Origin of the sequence: Paenibacillus rhizovicinus, assembly GCF_010365285.1 — a bacterium.
In the GTDB taxonomy this organism is placed as follows: domain Bacteria; phylum Bacillota; class Bacilli; order Paenibacillales; family Paenibacillaceae; genus Paenibacillus_Z; species Paenibacillus_Z rhizovicinus.
On the sequence record NZ_CP048286.1, the window covers coordinates 3,880,557 to 3,898,936 of the forward strand.

An 18,380-nucleotide genomic window follows, 5' to 3' on the forward strand; every position below is an offset into this window, starting at 1 on the left:
AGTTTGGGGGACGCTGCTCTTTGGCATGCCGGCCGGGACGCCGGCACATGCGTATTCAGGCGTTAATGAATGGCGCTTGAATATGATAGAATCGATAGAAGCTGATAGTTTCGTTGACGCTGGAGGGACGACAAAGATGTGGAAGAACGCTAGATTCACGGTTAGGTCCAAAATCATTCTCGGTTATTTGATCATGTTGATCAGCGTGGGCATTTCCATCGCCGTGCTTAACGGCAGGATGAACTCCATGGATAAGGAAATCAATTTCATTAACAATCACGACATGGCGGTTCATGATTTGACTAATCAGATCGAAGCCGACGTATTGGATTTGGAGACGGGACAGCGAGGGTATGCCATCACGGGGGAAGAGACTTATATCGCTCCGTACACGGCGGCTCAGTCGGAGTGGCTGGCCGATTACAGCGCGCTGTACCAGCTCGTTGCGGACAATCCAAGCCAGCAAAGCTATTTGCGCGAGATTAGAACGAACGTAGAGAAGTGGATCGAGGTTGCGGGAGATCCCGTCATCGCGTTGGTGAAGTCGGGCGATAAGGCGGAAGCGGCGCAATTCTTCCGGCTGGATCCGGGCAAAAAAATCATCGATACGCTGCGCTTCCAGCTGGCCGATTTCATGAGCGTCGAGAAGGGATTGACGCAGAAGCGGATCGACGACCTGGACGAGAAGAATTCGAGCTTCAAAATCGGCCTCTATATCATGCTGCTCATCGTAACCGTGCTGGCCATCGCGGTCTCTCTCGTTATCTCCGGGACGATCGTGCGGAGCATCAAACAGGTGATCAAGGCAATCAACGATATCGCCAATTTCGAAGGAAAACAGGAACTGAAGCGCATCGACGTAAGAACCCGCGACGAGGTGAGCGATCTATGCGTGGCGGCGAACGGCTTGCTGGAAGCGCAGGAGAGGGCCAATTGGCTCCAGTCCGGCATTGCCGAGATCGCGGTTTCCACGCAAGGCGTTTCGCATGTGAATGAGATGGCCCAGGCCTTCATGGCGAGAACCGCCCTGCTGCTGGGGGCGGCCTACGGCGTATTCTACGTCCGGCGGGAGGACAAGCTGGTGCGCATTGCTTCTTATGCGGCGTCGGGTTCGCCGGTCGGCATGAACGAGTTTGCTCTCGGCGAAGGAATCATCGGCCAGAGCGCGCTCGAGAAGCGGGCGTTTCTGCTGAACGACGTGCCTGAACACCATATTCGAATCGCGACGGGGTTAGGCGAATCCGCGCCTTCGAGCATTCTTGTATTCCCGGTCGAATTCGAGGGCAGGGTCGAAGGCGTGGTGGAGTTTGCGTCGCTGCATCCGTTTACGCCGCTGCACAAGCAGTTGATCGAACAGAGCCGCGGGAATACGGGCACGGCGCTGAACAACGTCAAAGCGCAGATGGAAGTGGCGAGGCTGCTGGAGGAAGCGCAGACGCTGACCGAGGAGCTTCAGGCGCAAACGGAGGAGCTGCAGCAGCAGTCGGAAGAACTCCAGGCGCAGTCCGAAGAAATGTTCGCGCAGCAGGAGGAACTCCGCACGTCCAACGATTCGTTGAAATTCTCGGAGGAACGATTGCAGCGTCAGCAGGAGGAGCTGGAAGACAGCAACGAGGAGCTGGCTAAGCGGTCGCAGCGGCTGGAATCGCAGATGCGGCAGGCTGAAGCGTTCAACCAGCAAATCGAGCAGCAAAACGCGGTCCTGGCCAAACAGGCGAAGGATCTGTCGGAGGCCTCCCGATACAAATCGGAGTTTCTGGCCAACATGTCGCATGAGCTCCGGACGCCATTGAACAGCCTGTTGATCCTATCCCAGATGCTGGCGGACAACAAGCTTGGCAACCTGCAGCCGAAGCAGGTGGAATTCGCGAATACGATTCATTCCTCCGGTACGGATCTGCTTCGCTTGATCGATGAAATTCTCGATTTGTCCAAGGTGGAGGCCGGGCAGATGAAGATCGAGATGGAGCCGGTCTGCCTGGCCGATGTCAGGGAAAGCCTGCTGCGCAGCTATGAACCGCTGGCCGCCAAGAAGGGCATCGCTTTCGGCGTGGAGCTGCAGCAAGGTCTGCCTGAATCGGTATACACGGACGGTCACCGATTGCAGCAAATTTTGAAGAATCTGCTGTCCAACGCATTCAAATTCACGCATCGGGGCTATGTCACGCTTCGCGTGCATCGGATGGATGAACCGGCCGCCGGTACTGCGGGTCGCGCGGAGCATGCGGGAGTCGCGACAGGAGCGAATGGCGCAAGCGGCGCAACAGGCGCAGGCGGCGCGAAAAAACCGGGGGGCTTCGTTGCCTTCTCTGTCATCGATACCGGCATCGGCATCCCTGCGGGGAAGAAAGAAGTCATCTTCGAAGCCTTCCAGCAAGCCGACGGCTCGACGAGCCGCAAGTACGGCGGGACGGGCCTCGGGCTGACGATCAGCCGGGAATTGTCCGCGCTTATAGGCGGCCATATCGCCATCGAAAGCGAGGAAGGAGCAGGCAGCGCGTTCACGCTTTACTTGCCTGAGGGGATGGAGGAAGCGGCTGCGCATTCCGCGCGGAAGGAAGCCGGGGCTGCCGCCCAAATTGCCGAAGCCTTCGAAGCAGCGACGGAGCCTGAATCGCATCGCAAGGAAGGCCTGCTTGCGCCGAGCATCGAGTGGACGAATCCGGAACTGCTGACGCCGTCCTCGCTCGCCGACGACCGCGACGCCATCCGACCGGGCGACCGGGTGCTGCTCATTATCGAGGATGATATCCATTTCGCCAAGATTCTGCTCGACATGGCCCGCGCCCATCATTTCAAGGCGCTGGTTGCGCTGGAAGGCGATAAAGGCTTGGGCCTTGCGCATGCGTACAAGCCGGACGGCATCCTGCTGGACATTCAGGTGCCGGTCATCGACGGCTGGATGATCCTGGAGCGGCTGAAGCAGCATTCGGAGCTTCGCCATATTCCGGTTCATGTCATCTCCGTCGTCGACGAGCCGCAGAAGGGGCTGACCATGGGCGCGATGGCGTTTCTGCGGAAGCCGGTAAACAAGACCCATATTGAACAGGCACTCTCCCGCGTGGAATCGTTCATGAGGCGCGACCTGAAGCGATTGCTGATCGTGGAGGATGATATCGTGCTTCGTGACAGAATGGTTGAACTGATCGGGCACGATGACGTGCTGATTACCGCCGTTTCGACCGGGCATGAGGCGCTCGAGGAGCTTCAACGGGAGCAGTTTGACTGCATGGTGCTGGACCTGGGCTTGTCCGACATCGGCGGCTTCGAGCTGCTGGACCGCATACGGCGGTCGGATCGTTTGAAGCAGCTGCCGATCATTATTTACACCGGCAGGGATCTGGATATGCGGGAAGAGCTGGAGCTCAAGAAATACGCGGAAAGCATCATCATCAAGAACGTCAAATCGCAGGAGCGGTTGTTTGACGAGACGGCGTTGTTCCTTCACCGGGTAAAAGCGGACCTGCCGGAGGATCGCCGTCAGATTTTGGACCGGCTGTATGACAACGAGGCTGCTTTCGATGGTAAACGGCTGCTGCTGGTGGAGGACGACATCCGGAATATCTTCGCCCTGTCCAACATGCTGGAATCGTATAATATGCGGATTTCCTTTGCTGAGAGCGGCCGTGAGGCAGTGGAACTGCTGGAGCGAGATCCGGATTTCGATCTTATTCTAATGGATATTATGATGCCCGAAATGGACGGCTATGAAGCGATGAAGGCCATACGCGCGATGCCGCGGTTCGAGAAACTGCCGATTATCGCGTTGACGGCGAAGGCGATGAAGGAAGACCGCCAGCGCTGCCTGGATGCCGGTGCCTCCGACTATATCAGCAAACCGATCGATACCGAGAAGCTGTTGTCCCTGCTGAAAGTGTGGCTGTACACGTAATTCGTGCCTGGCCGCGCCGCGTTGCGCGGATGCCGCAAACAAGCATGGCTATGTCCCCGGCGCGATTGCTGGTACAATGGAGGAACGAATGTTCTTACCGCATTAGAATTTATGCGTTTCCGAGCCATGCAGGAAAGAACGAATTCTTATCGGCGATAAAACCTACCCGAAGACGCGGTCGGACATCTTCGAGTCTCCGAGGGTAGAGGTTTTCTCATGGGAGGCGGGCGGTCGCGATGAACCATACGTTCCAGCTGTCGGTGCGCGCATTGGTCGAATACGCGCATCGGAGCGGAGATATCGAGTCCGGATTCCGGACGGCGACGGCGCTGACGGAAGGGACGAAGGTGCACCAGCGCGTGCAGAAGCAGTACGGCGAACGGGATGAAAGGGAAGTGTACGTTAGCGCGGAGGTCGTCATGGACGATCTCCGCTTTGTCGTGGACGGACGCTGCGACGGATTGCTGGCCGATGAAGCCGATGGGGGCGTCATCGTCGACGAGATCAAGTCGACTTCCGGCCGGCTGCCGGAAGTCGCAGAGGAGACGTACCCGGTCCACTGGGCGCAAGCGAAATGCTATGCGTATATGATTGCGTCGGAGCGGGAGCTGGACGCCGTCACGGTACAGCTGACCTACGTGCAGGTGCAGAGCGAGGAAGAACGGCGTTTTCGGCAGCGGTGGACGCGGGAGGAGCTGGCGCGGTTTCTGGAGGAAATGGTTCGCGCCTACTATCCGTCCGCGATGCAGCAGGTTCGGCACGCCGAAGCGCGGGATCGCAGCATTAAGGAGCTGCCGTTCCCGTTCGACGCTTATCGTGAAGGGCAGCGAAAGCTTGCCGGCGCGGTATACAAGTGCATTGCGGACGGGCAAAAGCTGTTCGCCAAGGCGCCGACGGGCATCGGCAAGACGATTTCGACCATCTTTCCCGCTGTCAAGGCGATCGGGGAGGGGCTGCTGCAGCGCGTCGTCTACTTGACGGCGAAGACGAGCGCCCGCGTATCGGCGGAGAACGCATATGCCATGCTGCAAGGGAAGGGGCTTCATCTGCAGGCGGTGACGCTGACGGCCAAGGAGAAGATTTGCTTCCAGGAGGAAGTCCGGTGCAGCAAAGAGCATTGCCCGTTCGCGGACGGGTATTACGATCGGATTAACGAAGCGCTGCTCGATCTGCGCGCCAACGAGACGTTGATCACGCGGGAGGTCATCGAGGTTTATGCCCGCAAGCATCGGGTATGCCCGTTCGAGTTCTCGCTGGATGCCGCATACGGGGCGGACGCGATCGTTTGCGATTACAATTACGTATTTGATCCCCGCGTCAATTTGAAGCGGATGTTCGAGGAGCAGAAGCGCAAGACCGCGGTGCTCGTGGACGAGGCGCACAATCTGGTCGACCGGGCAAGGGACATGTACTCCGCCGAGCTGCACAAGAGCGCCTTTCTGGACGTGCAGCGCGCCTATAAGGGCGTGCATGCGGGCGTGTCCGGCGCAGCCAAGGCAGTCAATAATTATTTGCTTGCGCAGCGCAAAAGAATCGGAGAGAAGCAGCAGGAGTCCGTCAGCGGGCTGCCGGAGGAACTGGCGGCGCTGGCGGAGGCGTTCGCCGCCGAAGCGGAGCGCGCGCTGCTTGATGCGTCCTCTGGCGATCGGGCTGGCGGCAATGCGCCTAGCGCGGCAGCTGCGGCAGCGGCGGATATCGGTTATGCGAACGACGAGGACCTATTCGGGCTTGTGGCCGGGGGCGGCTTCGCGGCAGACGCCTCCGCTCCGGAGAATGGCGGCCAAGGCAGCGCGATTTCCGGCACCCGGGAGCTGCTGGAGCTGTATTTTGCGTGCCAGAACTTCGTTCGGACGGCGAAGCTCTACGATGAGCGGTACGTCACGTATACGGAATGCGCGCGAAGCGAGGTGCGGATAAAGCTGTTCTGTCTGGATCCGTCGCATCTGCTGCGAACGATGGGCAAGGGCTATCGGTCGACGGTGTTTTTCTCGGCGACGCTGACGCCGCTCCCGTATTACATGGACATGCTCGGAAGCGATGGCGAAGCGAGTTATTCCGTGGTCATTCCGTCGCCCTTCTCCCGGGAACAGCTGGACGTGTACATCAGTCCGATGTCTACGAGATATCAGGACCGGGAACGGACGAAGGAGCCGATCGTGTCCTTGCTGAGCCGGGTCACGTCGCAGCGCAAAGGCAACTATCTGCTGTTCTTTCCCTCCTACGCTTATATGGAGGATGCCCATGAGCGGTTTGCGATACTGAGACCGGAGCAGGCGGGCGCGGACGGCGCGAAGATCATCGTGCAGAGTGCGCGCATGTCGGAGGAAGAGCGGGAACGGTTCCTTGCCGCGTTCCAAAGCGATGCCGAGGAGCAGGTGATCGGATTTGCGGTCATGGGCGGTATTTTCGCGGAAGGGATCGATTTGGTCGGGGATCGGCTGACGGGCGTCGCGGTGGTCGGCGTCGGGCTGCCGCAGGTCGGATTCGAACGGGATATCATGAAAGCTTATTTCGACGGAACGGGGCGTAACGGGTTCGAATATGCCTTTCAGTTTCCCGGCATGAACAAGGTGCTGCAGGCGGGCGGGCGCCTCATTCGTTCGGAGCAGGACCGGGGCGTTCTGCTGCTGATCGACGACCGCTATCTGCAGGCTTCATACAAAAGACTGCTTCCCCGGGAATGGCTGGACTATACCGTGTTGTAGGCGCGGGCAAGGAGGCCGCTTCCGCTTTGGCGGACGGGGCGGGCGTTGTTAGCGAACGGAGGAATTGATCAGCGTTTTCTCGTAGGCGTTGACCCAGAAGCCGTCGATAACGGACGCGCCCCGGTGGGCGTAGCCGTTGTTCGTGAACAGCTTCTTCGCGCCGAGCTGGTTGGTCAAGGCATCGAGATAGATGTGGTTGAAGCCAAGCTCGGCGGCTCGGTCCTCCAGCCTGGAGAGGATCCGCTGCCCGTAGCCGCGCTGCTGATAATCGGGATGGACGCGCAGCCGCTTGATTTCGGCAGTGTCGAAATCCAGTTTCTTGAGGCCGCCCATGGCAACGACCATGCCGCTCTGGGCCGTGCCGACGAGGAAGTCGCCTCCGCTCGATAGATACTGCTCCTCGATATGGAAGATATCGTGATAGTGCTGGTGCGTCGGCTCTACGCCCGCGGCGGCGATGACGAGAAGATGCAGTCTCCAGATGTCGTCGTGGTCGGCGGTGGAATAACGGCGGATTTTCATCATCGCGATCTCTCCTTCGCAACTGAGGAATGGGGTGAAGACTATTATGTAATATAATCTAACATATACTTCGTGGTGAAGGAATGGTTTTTTCGGTCGAATGGGGTCGCGGACGGAAATTAGCTTGTTTGCGGAAGGTTTATGTTATGTTTAAAGGAAAGAGACGGAGAAACCGAGCAAAGAGTTGCACCTCGTACACTACATTGGCTTGTATCCGGAGGGGCAGCGGTAATAGCTATTGAACCGAGGGCGATTTTGACCAATAATGAAGCTAATAAGCGCCTAGGCGGCCCGGAGGACTCAAGGCGGCTCGAGGACGCGCGAAGGAGTTGAGCAGTCATGAAGGTTGTCGTGGTTTCCGATACGCATATGACGCGCATGGCCAAGAAGCTGCCGGACCGGCTCATTCGGGAGTTGACGGACGCGGATGCCATTCTGCACGCCGGGGACTGGATGACGATGGCGGTCTGGGACATGCTCCGCGCCTATGCGGAGACGGACGGCGTGGCAGGCAATAACGATGGCGCGGAGATCGAGAAGAAATTCGGCCAACGCAAGATTCTGACTCTGGGCGGCGTGCGCATCGGCATCGTGCATGGCCACATCGGGACGGGGAAGCGCGAGGATACGGAGACGAACGCCTTCAAATCATTCGCCGGCGGCAGCGTCGACGTCATCGTCTTCGGCCATTCCCACGTGCCCGTGAAGCGCGAGCGGGACGGAGTGCTGATGTTCAATCCGGGGTCGGCGGCAGATAAGCGCAAGCAGCCGAAGTATTCCTTCGGCATCTTTACGATAACGGGAGGCCGGCTGCTTCAAGCGGAGCATATCTACTATGACGATAAAAGCTGAACAAACGATCAAGCTGCGCAACGTCGGGATTTTCGCCCACGTCGACGCAGGCAAGACGACGACGACCGAGCAGATGCTCTATCAAAGCGGGAATATTCGCGCGCTAGGCAGCGTGGATGCGGGCACGGCGCAGACGGACTGGCTGGACGTGGAACGGGAGCGGGGCATATCGGTCCGCGCGGCGGTGACGCGTTTCGCTTGGAAGGAGACGCCGATCAACCTGGTGGACACGCCGGGGCATGTCGATTTTCTGTCCGAGGTGGAGCGCTCGCTGCGCGTCATGGACGGGGCGGTGCTGATCGTGTCGGCGGTGGAAGGCGTGCAGGCGCAGACGGAGATTATTTGGCAGGCGCTGCGCGAGCTTGAAATCCCGACAATCATCTACGTGAACAAAATGGACCGGATCGGCGCGGATGCGCCGCGGGTGCTGGCGGATCTGCACCGGCTCTTGTCGCCCGGAGCAGTGCCGATTGCAGCCCCGATCGGGGCGGAAGCGGATTTCATGGGCTCCGTGGATTTAATGGATGCCTCGGCGATGGCAGGCCATCCGTGGGCGGAGCCGTATCGGCAGCGTCTGCTGGAAGCGGCGGCGGAGCAGGACGAGGCGCTGCTCGAAGCTTATTTGGAGGGCCATCCGCTGGATGAGCGTCAGGCGGCGCTCGCGCTTGTCGCCGGCGCGCATCGCTCGTCGCTGTTTCCGGTGCTGTTCGGCGCATCGAACCGCGGCATCGGCGTGAAGGAGCTGATGGATGCCGTCCTCGCCTATCTGCCCGACCCGGCCGGATCGGTGACGGCGCCGGTTGCCGGCGTGATTTTCAAGATGGAGCGGGATCCCGTCATGGGCAAAATCGCGTATGTCCGCCTCTACCAAGGGACGATTCGAAATCGCGACACCTTGCTCAACCATACGCGCGGCATGCAGGATAAAGTGACGCAGATTCGCCGCGTGCACGGGCAGAAGTCGGAAGACATCGGCGTGCTCGCCGCTGGCGACATCGCCGCGGTGTACGGTCTCAGCCGCGCGCGCATCGGGGATGTGCTCGGTACGCCGGAAGGCGTGCCTGGCGAGAAGCGGCTGGCCGTGCCGCTGCTGACCGTGCAGGTGCAGTGGGGCAGCGAGGCGGACTACCCCGCGGTCGTCGCGGCGTTCCAGGAGCTGGCGGATGAAGACCCGCTGCTGGACCTGCAATGGCTGCAGGACGAACGCGAATTGCATTTGAAGGTCATGGGGCCGATCCAGATGGAAGTGCTCACGTCCATATTGCAGAGCCGGTTCAAGCTGGCGGTGAGCTTCGGCGCGCCGTCGGTCATCTATAAGGAGACGCCGGCAGCGTCCGGCGAAGGATTCGTCGCGTACTTGGCGCCGAAGCCGTGCTGGGCGATTCTGCGGTTCGTCATCGAGCCGGGGGAGCGGGGCAGCGGCCTCGTGTACAAGTCCCTCGTGCGGGGCGAGCGTTTGCTGGAAAGCTACCAGAACGAAGTGGCGCGGCGCGTACCGGAAGCCTTGCAGCAGGGGCTTCGGAACTGGGAAGTGACGGATCTCTCGGTAACGCTCGTGGAAGGCGAGCATCACGTCTGGCATACCCATCCGCTCGACTTCGTTATCGCGACGCCGATGGGCATCATGAACGGGCTTGCCGGCGTCGGCACGAAGCTGCTGGAGCCGATGCTGCGTTTCCGCATGTCGGTGCCGGAGGAGTACGGCGGCAAGCTCATGAACGAGCTTGTCGTCATGCGCGGAGAATTCGAAGCGCCGGTGCTGCGCCAGGAGCGGATGGAGCTGGAGGGGCTGCTTCCCGTCGCGACGACGCTGGATTTTCCGGCGCGGCTCGGCGCCATGACGAAGGGGCGCGGCACGCTTACGACATTCTTCGCGGGCTATCGCGAATGCCCGCCGGACGTCGACGTATCCCGGCAGCGGCGAGGCGTGAATCCGCTCGATCAGGCGAAGTATATTTTGGCCGTTAGGAATGCGTTAAGCGGATAACCGGATCGCTGGCAATCATTATTATGACTTGGTTTAATCTTGTTCGTCGGCAGCGTTGTTGCAGCGCTGCGATTCAAACTTGCAAATGAACAAGAAACAGCGGCTGCTTGGGGACGATTCCCCGAAGCAGCCGCTGTTTGGTTGTTGCCGTAATCTATTAGGCCTTTGCGATTTTGCTTGGATTGTTGATTTTGTACGGCACGGGATGCTTGGTCAGCTTCTTGGCGACGACTTTGGCTTCGAACGTGATGGCATCGCCAACCTCCAACTCGAGCTTCTTGAGCGTGTTGCTGTGGCTGGACCATGCATCGCCGAGTTCGAGCTCCTGCTCCGTGATCATGACGTTCTCGTAGATGATGACTTCGTCGTCTTCCTCGGCGAAGTGGTTCGGGACGGTGGTGAATTCCTTGACGACGGCGCTAAGCTTGACCTTCTCTTCGGGAAGCTGCACTTTAGCCGATTTTTTCTTGGCCGGTTTCTCCTTGGCGGCTTCCGGCTTGGACTTCTCCACGCGGGGCTCGTCCGCCGCCGGCGACGGCGGGCTGGCAACCGGAGCGGCTGCCCCGGAGTTGGCAACGTTGACTGCGGCGTCTGCGCTCTGGGCCGGAGCGTCTGCTGACGCATCTTCATCGACGCTACGGGTTTCGGTATCCGTCGCTGCAATTGCAGCCGATTCTTCCTGCGGCGTCTCTGTATCCGTTGATTCGGCCGCATCGGCCGAGCGCTGCCGCTGGCCGTAGGTGGACGCCTGCATTTCCTTCAGAAGCGAAGGGTGGATCAAGTGCTGCTGTTTGTTCTCGAATTCAATGACGGCCGTCATAAAGTCGACGAAGCCCACGATGGCGCAGGGCAGGGTGCTGCCGCCGCGTTTGTAGACGAATGCTTTGGACTTGACGGCCTTGTCCGACAGCAGTCCCCATGTCTTGCATTGCTCGATCAGCGCGTCTTCGTCCGCGAACGGAGTGAACCCGCCCGGCTCGATCGTAAACGTATGTTCCATCCGATACCAGCCTTTCTTAAACTATAGTAAGTTTCGCTATCCTTCATGCTTCGTTTTTCTCTGTAATAGGAATCGTGATTGCGGGCCGCTTAAGGGGCGACGGCGGGGCGTTTCTGTTACGTAGTGATTAGCATCAGTTTACCATGTTTTGTTTCCAATGCGAATGCTGCGTAAACATAGCTCCGCCAGATGATTGGAAGCGTGGCTGCAGCGCCGTACATATGGCAAAAGGCAAACGACAAACAGGACGAAGCGGAGAAATCCGCAGCGTCCTGTTTGTCGTTTGTGATGCGCGTACGCTAGGTATTAGTAAGCGCGCTGGTATTGAAGCGGAATCCACTCTTCCGACTCCTTGGCGGAACCGGTGACGGATTGGATCGCGTGCAGCGCCCAGTACGGGTCGCGCAGCATGGCGCGAGCGACCGCGGCCAGGTCCGCGTCCCCGCTGGAAACCGTCGCGTCGGCGAGCGCAGGGTCATCCAGCATGCCGACGGCGATGACGGGCACGCCGAGCGCCTGCTTCAGCTCGCGCGCAAGCGGAACCTGGTAGCCGGGGGAGAAGTCCGGCCTCCGGCTGCCGAGCGGCGCTTCGCCGCCGCTGGAGACGTGAAACATGTCGGCGCCGGCATCCCGGTAGCGCCGGAATATATCCACGCCGTAGGCGAGATCGTAGCCGCCATCGGCATATTCAATCGCGGATACGCGGATGAGGAGCGGCATCTCCGGCGGAATGACGCTGCGAACCGCTTGGATGACCTGCTCGCCGAACAGCGCGCGATCCTGCCCGTATTCATCCGTCCGATTGTTGACGAGCGGCGAGTGGAATTGATGGATCAGATAGCCATGCGCGCCGTGCAGCTCGATCGTGTCGAAGCCGGCTTCGACCGCGCGGCGGGCGGCTTCCTTGTACTTGCCGACCATGTCGCGTACTTCTTCCGTGCTCAATGCGCGCGGTTTGCGGTAGGCGTCACTGAACGGGATGTCGGAAGGTCCGACCGGCTGCGCGGCATGCTCGGCTTTGCGGCCGGCATGGGCGATCTGGATGCCGATCTTCGAGCCGTGCTTATGCACCTCCGAGACGATTCGCCGGTACGCGGGAATATGATCATCCGACCATAAGCCTAGACAAAAATCGGTAATGCGGCCATCCGGCTCGATGTCCGTCATTTCCATTATGATGAGGCCGGTTCCGCCGATAGCGCGCGAAACATAGTGGACGTAATGCCATTCGTTCGGGATGCCGTCCTTCGCGTCAACCGCATATTGGCACATCGGGGCCATGACGATCCGATTGCGCAGCGACAAGCTTTTCAGCTCGTAAGGGGTATGAAGATGGTTGAGAGTCAAACGTCTCACTCCTTTAAGGTATGGTTTGCATCGTTCTTCGTTATTATAGCCTTCTCACTTACTTAATTAAAGTATATTTCGTGAAAATAGCTGCCTGCCAGGAAATGAAGCATGGAATCCGCTATAATAGAAACAACTTACACGTGGGCGGGCGGGGATCAAGAGGATGCGAAATCAATCGACGGCTTTCAGCCACCAAGCGCTGCTGCAGGAAGCGGCGCAGTTTATCGAACAATACGGCAGCGAGCTGAGCATTCCGCGAAATGCGACGGAAGCGAGACTGAAGCAGGTTGCGGACGAGCTCGAGACAAGCGGGACGTACGCGCATACGAGCGAAGAACTGGCTTATGGCGCGAAGCTGGCATGGCGCAACAGCAACCGCTGCATCGGGCGGCTGTTCTGGGATGCGCTCAGCGTCCAAGACGCGCGCGCGGCGAAGACGGAAGAGGAGATTGCGGAGGCAATCTTTCATCATATCGAATATGCCACGAACGGCGGCAAACTATTACCGACGATTACGGTTTTCGCTCCATCGGCTGAAGCTGAGCGCCCGAATATTCGGATTTGGAACGAGCAGTTGATTCGGTATGCCGGGTATCGGCAGGCGGATGGAACGGTAATCGGCGACCCGATTTCAGAGGAATTAACGCGAATTTGCGAGGGACTCGGCTGGCAAGGAGAAGGCACGGCGTTCGACGTGCTGCCGCTCGTTATTCAAATCGAGGGCCGCGGTCCGCGCTGGTTCGATGTGCCGCGGGACATCGTGCTGGAAGTGCCGCTCGTTCATCCGGATCTCCCGGCGTTCGGGCAGTTGGGGCTGAGATGGTATGCCGTGCCGTTCGTCTCCGGCATGCGGCTTGAAATCGGCGGCCTTCATTATACGGCGGCGCCTTTCAACGGATGGTACATGGGGACGGAGATCGGCGCGCGCAATTTGGCGGACGCCGCACGCTACGACATGCTGCCTAAGCTGGCTGCATTGATGGGGCTGGACACGGCAAGCGAATCGACGCTATGGAGGGACCGGGCGCTCGTGGAAATGAATGTGGCCGTGCTGCATTCGTTCAAGGCGCAGGGAGTCGCGATCGTTGACCATCACACGGCGAGCAAGCAGTTTGCCTTGTTTACGGAGAAGGAACGGCAGAACGGCCGCACGCCGACGGGACGGTGGTCGTGGCTGATCCCGCCGCTGTCTCCCGCAACGACGGGCGTGTTCCATACGAGCTACGATGATACGGTGAAGAAGCCGAATTATTTCTACCAGCAGGCGCCGCAAGCAGGGGCACAGAAGGAAAGGGCAGATCGCTTATGAAATCAGATCTTCATCGTTACGAGTTGGACTATTCCGACAGGAAAGAGAACAAAATCGCTTCCGGCCTGATCGCCGTCGCTTGGACAATCGCGATCTGCGGGGTGTTGGGGGCGTTATATATGTTAATGAGGAACGCGTATTCAGCGTTCTGGACCACGTTGATCGTATCGCTTGTAGTCTGCGCTTTCCTCCGGGGCATGGCGGAAATAATCCGCTTGCTGCAAGCCATTCTTGCGAAACTGAAAGTCTGACCGCCTTGGCCAGGCCATGACCAAGACCAAGCGATCATGCTACTTCTCCGCCGAACGGCGGCGAGGTGGCGGTATAACGGCGACCTGAGGCTCCGCTTTGGCCGGCGTGCTCATGGCGCCTCGTGCGGCCGTGAGTCCAAGCAGGAAGATGACGGAAGCGGCGTAGAGCAGTCGAATGCCGGGCAAATCGCTGTCGCTGCCGAGGAAAAAGCCGTGAAGCAGCGCCATCATATAGATAGGGTAGGAAAGCAGATGGAACAGCAGCCACAGGGGGCGTTTCAGCTTATTGCGCAAATCGGTCGTCAAGATGACGAGCAGCATGCCGTAGCCGCTCAGCGAACCGAGGCCGCTCCAAGCGGGTGCGTACGCGGAACTGAACGGAATGAGCAGGTCCTTCCATGTATACGGCACATACGTATCGATGATCGTCGTCATCCCGTGAAGCAGGCCGATGGCCGTACCTGCAATGGTGCAGAAGGAATGCCAGCGGTACAGGCGACGTTTCGAGCCGCGGGGCCAGATGGCGAAGTTGTATGAAATGCCGAGCGCCATGCCGACGGTCAGCAGACAGAACGAAGCGATGCCGGCGACGCGGATGATTTCCCAGGTGGGCAGTCGAAGCAGCAAGTCGATCAAGGCGATCCCTCCAATTCGGTAGTGTTATCAGGCATTGCGGAAAATAGTACGCGTAACGGGAACGCCGACCCATTTGGCGCCGAGCGAAGCCTGGTCGCCGTAATAAATGATGTCCCGGCCGCGGCTGAACAGCAGTGCTTCGACAGGCGGCTTCGCGCGGGCAAGCAGGCCGAGACCGGCTTCGCTGCCGAGAATGCACAGCGTCTTGGCCCAAATCTCGCAGGCGACAGGGTCGCTGCCGCTTGTCGTGCACTGAACGAGATCGCTCGCTGCCGGACGCAGCGTAACGGGGTCGATTAAGTGGTGCATCATCTCTCCGCCCTGTTCCCAGCGGCGGCCGAGCGTGCTGGAAGTGGCCGATGCGCCGTCGCCGAGCAGAAGCAGGCCGATAGTGCCTTCGTCCTGCCAAGGATGCTCGATTGCGATTCGCCAAAGCGGTGAGGAGTCATTCATGCTGTTGTCTGGCTTGGTGCGGGCAGCAGGAATGGGCGATGCGGCGTAGGCGGCAGGCGCGTTGCAGGCGGAGGTCTCCGCGGTCGCCCGCGTGCCGATATCGGTGATCTCCTCTGTGCCGGACGACACAGGAGACTCGTTAGAACCGAGCGGTCCCCCGCCCCATACGGCCAGATCGCCGCCGGCATTGAGAATTCCGCGGGCAACGCCATGCTTGCGCCGGAGCCAGTCGGCCAATCGCCGAACCGCCCAGCCTTTGACGATGCCGCCCAAGTCGATCGCTGCTCCGGAAGGGAGCTTCACGGACTGCATATAGGAATTGATTTGGATGGCAGGCGCATCGATGTCGATGGCAGAGTCGGCGGATGCAAAATGCGCAGCAGGCGAGAGAGCGGCTGCTGCGCCCGAGGCAGCAGTCAGCTGTTCGAACGAACGGTCGTAACCGCATCGCTGCAGAGCATCCAAAATAAACGGGCTAAAGGTTCCCTCCGTTTGCTTCCGATATAATTCCGTGAGCTGCAGCACCTCCAGCATGGCGGAGGAGACTAGACAATCTGTACCTGTCGTCTTATTGAGCTGTACCAGTTCGCTGCCGGGGCGGAAACGGCTGAAGCGGTTCTCGATATAGCGGAACCAGGACATCACGGTTTGCTTCCATTGCTCGGCCTGCTCCTTGTGCTCGCAGGACAGGGTGCAAGAGACGGCCGTATTCATTGCCCGGAATGCAAAAGTGGTCAGTGCGGTGCTCTCTGTGTGCTGTTCACGATCACGGTTCATGCGGCGATCTCCCCTTTCCGCGTGCTGACGGCTTCTGACGGCATTCCGGCATGCCGGGTGGATGAGCGTCCCGTCGGTCTAGGACCGGCTCGTTCGGGCATCGAAGCCGTTGCCGCCTTGCTGCACGCTCCCGCGGCCCTCGCCGGACCTGGAGAAGCGCCGGCCCTGCCGGCCATCCGATTCTTGAAACGAACCGCCGGAGGACGGCGTGTCCTGCTCCTGCCATTCCCGCATAACGCTGTCGTCATCGTCGGCGCGGAGGTCGATGCTGCCGGGCGAGGCCTTGGATGCGGCTTGATCGTCGATTTGAAGCTGAAACTGCGGGCTGGATTTGACGAGCTGGAAGATAAGGACAAGCAGGATGGCGCATACCGTCCCGATTTTCCATTTGAGCCATTTTGCAGCTTTCACGGTTCAGGCCTCCTTAAACCTCATGTAATCTGGGTAAGATAGAGTATAAGGGACTTGTATGAAGGGCGTTTGAAGCTTCGGAGGAGCGGTCAAATGAGCTGCGCAGGAAGCGATTTGGGAACATTCGGTACATGGGAGAGCCGCGAATGTGGTACGATAGGAAATACCGGTTGATGAGACGGGGTAACTGTAAAGGGATTAATGGGTTGCATAGAAAAAATGAGGTGGAATAATTGGCAGGTTTTGAACAATTAGGGATCGCGAAGGAAAGAGCGCTGTCGCTGCGGAACGAAGGAATCACGGAAGCGACGCCGATTCAGGAAAGCGCGATACCGGTTATTATGCAAGGCAGCGACGTGATCTGCCAGGCGCAGACGGGAACGGGGAAGACACTGGCCTTCTTGCTGCCGATGCTGGAGAAGACGCGCGCGGAGCGGGATGACGTGCAGGGCTTGATTTTGACGCCGACGCGGGAGCTTGCGCTGCAAATTACGACGGAGCTGAAGAACCGGCTGGCGAGCAAGGAAGAATTCAGCGTGCTTGCGGTGTACGGCGGGCAGGACGTGGAATCGCAGCTGCGCAAGCTGAAACGCGGCGTGCATCTCGTCGTGGCGACGCCGGGCCGTCTGCTGGATCATATCCGCAGAGGCACGATCAAGCTGGGCGCGGTCAAAATGCTCGTATTGGACGAAGCGGACCAAATGCTCCATATGGGATTCCTGACCGAGGTCGAGGAAATTATGACGCAAATGCCGTACCGCAAGCAGACGATGCTGTTCTCGGCGACAATGCCGGCAGGCGTCCGTTCGCTCGCGATGCGCTACATGATCGAACCGAAGGAAATTACGGTCCGCGCGCAGCAAGTGACGGTCAAAGGCATTCGCCAGCTGTCCGTCGAGGTCAGCGCTCAGAACAAGCTGGAACAAATGAAACGTTTGCTGGAAGAGCACAACCCGTATCTTGGCGTTATTTTCTGCCGGACGAAGAAACGCGCGAGCGCGCTGAACGATTACTTGCAGGAGAACGGCTTCAACAGCGACGAGCTGCATGGCGACTTGTCGCAGGCGAAGCGGGAGCAGGTCATGAAACGTTTCCGCGATGCGAAGCTGCATCTGCTCGTGGCGACGGACGTGGCGGCGCGCGGTCTCGACGTGGAAGGCGTCACGCATGTCTTCAACTATGACATTCCCGAGAATGCCGAGAGCTACATTCACCGCATCGGCCGGACGGGCCGCGCTGGCGAAGAAGGGCTGGCGATCACGCTTGTCTCGCCGCATGACCGTTTGGAGCTGGCTGCCATCGAGAAAGGCATCCAGATGTCGATTCCGCGCGAAGGCCGCGCAGGCGGCGCGCCTGCGCGTGAAGCGCGCAGCGAACGTCCGCGCGATGGCCGTTCCGGCGGCGAGCGCAGAGGCGCAGGCCGCAATGGCGCCGGCGGTGCAGGACGCGGCGCGCAAGGCGGACGCAGCGGCCAGGCTGGCCGTGGCGGTCGTTCCGCCGCAGGCGGCAGATCGGCCGGCGGCGCCTATGCTGGCGCGGCCAAACGCGGCTCCGGTACGGATGAGCCGCAGCAATGGGGCGCTAAGCGCGCGGACGCTCCGCGGGGCGGACGCTCGCGCTACAGCACGCCGGCGGGCGAAGCAGCCGGCGAACGCGGCACGGCCGCACGCGGCGGCGAAGCCCGCGGCCGCGGTGCATCGGCAGCGTGGAGCAGCCCGGGCGCGGAGCGCGGCGGCGCACGCAGCGGCGGCGAAGCCCGCGGCCGCAGCGCCGGAGCATCGCGCGGCGGTGAAAGCCGCGGCGCGGCATCGTGGGGCGGCGCAGGCCGCGACGCGGAGCGCGGCGGCGCACGCAGCGGCGGCGAAGCCCGCGGCCGCAGCGCCGGAGCATCGCGCGGCGGTGAAAGCCGCGGCGCGGCATCGTGGGGCGGCGCAGGCCGCGACGCGGAGCGCGACGACGCTCGCAGCGGCGGCGAAACCCGCGGCCGCAGCGCGGGAGCATCGCGCGGCGGCGCAGGCCGTTCCGGCGGCGCGCCGCAGTTCCCAGGCAGCGGCGATAAAGGCCAAGGCCGCCCGCCTGGACGTCCATCGTCCGGACGGTCGTCCGGCGGCCGGTCATCGTTCGGCGGCGCCAAGGGCGGCCGCCCGGGCGGCGGCAAGCAAGGCGCCGGCGGCAGACCGCAGCGCACCCGTTCGCGTTAAGCATTCCAAGGCAAGGCAGCAGGAGAACTTACTG

At 60.3% G+C, this 18,380-nt stretch carries 13 protein-coding genes; 7 read left to right on the plus strand and 6 right to left on the minus strand.

Annotation, left to right across the window (positions count from 1 at the left end; genetic code table 11):
• Nucleotides 1-136 precede the first annotated feature (136 nt).
• Entirely contained in the window at nucleotides 137-3,892 is a 3,756-nt protein-coding gene (locus GZH47_RS17455) for a response regulator (RefSeq protein ID WP_162642064.1), read from the plus strand.
• A 236-nt stretch (nucleotides 3,893-4,128) separates the two neighbouring features.
• Nucleotides 4,129-6,597 (plus strand): helicase C-terminal domain-containing protein, encoded by a 2,469-nt coding sequence (locus GZH47_RS17460; RefSeq protein ID WP_162642086.1) that lies wholly within the window; start codon nucleotides 4,129-4,131, stop codon nucleotides 6,595-6,597.
• A gap of 48 nt (nucleotides 6,598-6,645) precedes the next feature.
• On the opposite strand, the gene GZH47_RS17465 is transcribed toward GZH47_RS17460, so the two are convergent.
• Nucleotides 6,646-7,122 (minus strand): GNAT family N-acetyltransferase, encoded by a 477-nt coding sequence (locus tag GZH47_RS17465; RefSeq protein WP_225446111.1) that lies wholly within the window; start codon nucleotides 7,120-7,122, stop codon nucleotides 6,646-6,648.
• A gap of 336 nt (nucleotides 7,123-7,458) precedes the next feature.
• On the opposite strand from GZH47_RS17465, the gene GZH47_RS17470 reads away from it, so the two are divergent.
• Together GZH47_RS17470 and GZH47_RS17475 are read left to right on the plus strand one after the other, a co-directional pair.
• The gene (locus GZH47_RS17470) at nucleotides 7,459-7,971 is read left to right on the plus strand and encodes a metallophosphoesterase family protein (protein ID WP_162642089.1); all 513 of its coding nucleotides are present in this window, start codon (nucleotides 7,459-7,461) and stop codon (nucleotides 7,969-7,971) included.
• A complete protein-coding gene (locus GZH47_RS17475; RefSeq protein ID WP_162642092.1) occupies nucleotides 7,955-9,958 on the plus strand; it encodes a GTP-binding protein in 2,004 nt (667 codons plus the stop codon). Before GZH47_RS17470 ends, GZH47_RS17475 begins: the two co-directional genes overlap by 17 nt.
• A gap of 157 nt (nucleotides 9,959-10,115) precedes the next feature.
• Here the strand turns inward: GZH47_RS17475 and GZH47_RS17480 are convergent, their stop codons facing one another.
• The gene (locus GZH47_RS17480) at nucleotides 10,116-10,958 is read right to left on the minus strand and encodes a RodZ family helix-turn-helix domain-containing protein (RefSeq protein ID WP_162642096.1); all 843 of its coding nucleotides are present in this window, start codon (nucleotides 10,956-10,958) and stop codon (nucleotides 10,116-10,118) included.
• Nucleotides 10,959-11,264: 306 nt separating this feature from the next.
• Complete coding sequence (locus tag GZH47_RS17485) at nucleotides 11,265-12,305, minus strand: NADH:flavin oxidoreductase/NADH oxidase (RefSeq protein WP_162642098.1); 1,041 nt, start codon at nucleotides 12,303-12,305, stop codon at nucleotides 11,265-11,267.
• A gap of 166 nt (nucleotides 12,306-12,471) precedes the next feature.
• Here GZH47_RS17485 and GZH47_RS17490 point away from each other — a divergent pair, with 166 nt between their 5' ends.
• Both GZH47_RS17490 and GZH47_RS17495 read left to right on the plus strand, forming a co-directional pair.
• On the plus strand, nucleotides 12,472-13,617 hold the full coding sequence (locus GZH47_RS17490; protein ID WP_162642101.1) for a nitric oxide synthase oxygenase: 1,146 nt from the start codon (nucleotides 12,472-12,474) through the stop codon (nucleotides 13,615-13,617).
• A complete protein-coding gene (locus tag GZH47_RS17495) occupies nucleotides 13,614-13,868 on the plus strand; it encodes a hypothetical protein (RefSeq protein WP_162642103.1) in 255 nt (84 codons plus the stop codon). Before GZH47_RS17490 ends, GZH47_RS17495 begins: the two co-directional genes overlap by 4 nt.
• A gap of 39 nt (nucleotides 13,869-13,907) precedes the next feature.
• On the opposite strand, the gene GZH47_RS17500 is transcribed toward GZH47_RS17495, so the two are convergent.
• From GZH47_RS17500 to GZH47_RS17510, 3 genes are all read right to left on the minus strand, one after another.
• Entirely contained in the window at nucleotides 13,908-14,504 is a 597-nt protein-coding gene (locus GZH47_RS17500; RefSeq protein WP_162642106.1) for a ferric reductase-like transmembrane domain-containing protein, read from the minus strand.
• A 27-nt stretch (nucleotides 14,505-14,531) separates the two neighbouring features.
• A complete protein-coding gene (locus tag GZH47_RS17505) occupies nucleotides 14,532-15,734 on the minus strand; it encodes an FAD:protein FMN transferase (RefSeq protein WP_162642109.1) in 1,203 nt (400 codons plus the stop codon).
• 78 nt (nucleotides 15,735-15,812) lie between these two features.
• A complete protein-coding gene (locus GZH47_RS17510) occupies nucleotides 15,813-16,145 on the minus strand; it encodes a hypothetical protein (protein ID WP_162642111.1) in 333 nt (110 codons plus the stop codon).
• Between the two features lie 233 nt (nucleotides 16,146-16,378).
• On the opposite strand from GZH47_RS17510, the gene GZH47_RS17515 reads away from it, so the two are divergent.
• Entirely contained in the window at nucleotides 16,379-18,346 is a 1,968-nt protein-coding gene (locus GZH47_RS17515) for a DEAD/DEAH box helicase (protein ID WP_162642115.1), read from the plus strand.
• Nucleotides 18,347-18,380 lie beyond the last annotated feature (34 nt).

Bases quoted from the DNA above. Each gene is read 5' to 3' on its own strand.
- GZH47_RS17495 (WP_162642103.1), top strand. From the start codon at position 13,614: ATGAAATCAGATCTTCATCGTTACGAGTTGGACTATTCCGACAGGAAA.
- GZH47_RS17460 (WP_162642086.1), top strand. From the start codon at position 4,129: ATGAACCATACGTTCCAGCTGTCGGTGCGCGCATTGGTCGAATACGCG.
- GZH47_RS17505 (WP_162642109.1), bottom strand. From the start codon at position 15,734: ATGAACCGTGATCGTGAACAGCACACAGAGAGCACCGCACTGACCACT.
- GZH47_RS17465 (WP_225446111.1), bottom strand. From the start codon at position 7,122: ATGATGAAAATCCGCCGTTATTCCACCGCCGACCACGACGACATCTGG.
- GZH47_RS17455 (WP_162642064.1), top strand. From the start codon at position 137: ATGTGGAAGAACGCTAGATTCACGGTTAGGTCCAAAATCATTCTCGGT.
- GZH47_RS17480 (WP_162642096.1), bottom strand. From the start codon at position 10,958: ATGGAACATACGTTTACGATCGAGCCGGGCGGGTTCACTCCGTTCGCG.
- GZH47_RS17490 (WP_162642101.1), top strand. From the start codon at position 12,472: ATGCGAAATCAATCGACGGCTTTCAGCCACCAAGCGCTGCTGCAGGAA.
- GZH47_RS17475 (WP_162642092.1), top strand. From the start codon at position 7,955: ATGACGATAAAAGCTGAACAAACGATCAAGCTGCGCAACGTCGGGATT.
- GZH47_RS17470 (WP_162642089.1), top strand. From the start codon at position 7,459: ATGAAGGTTGTCGTGGTTTCCGATACGCATATGACGCGCATGGCCAAG.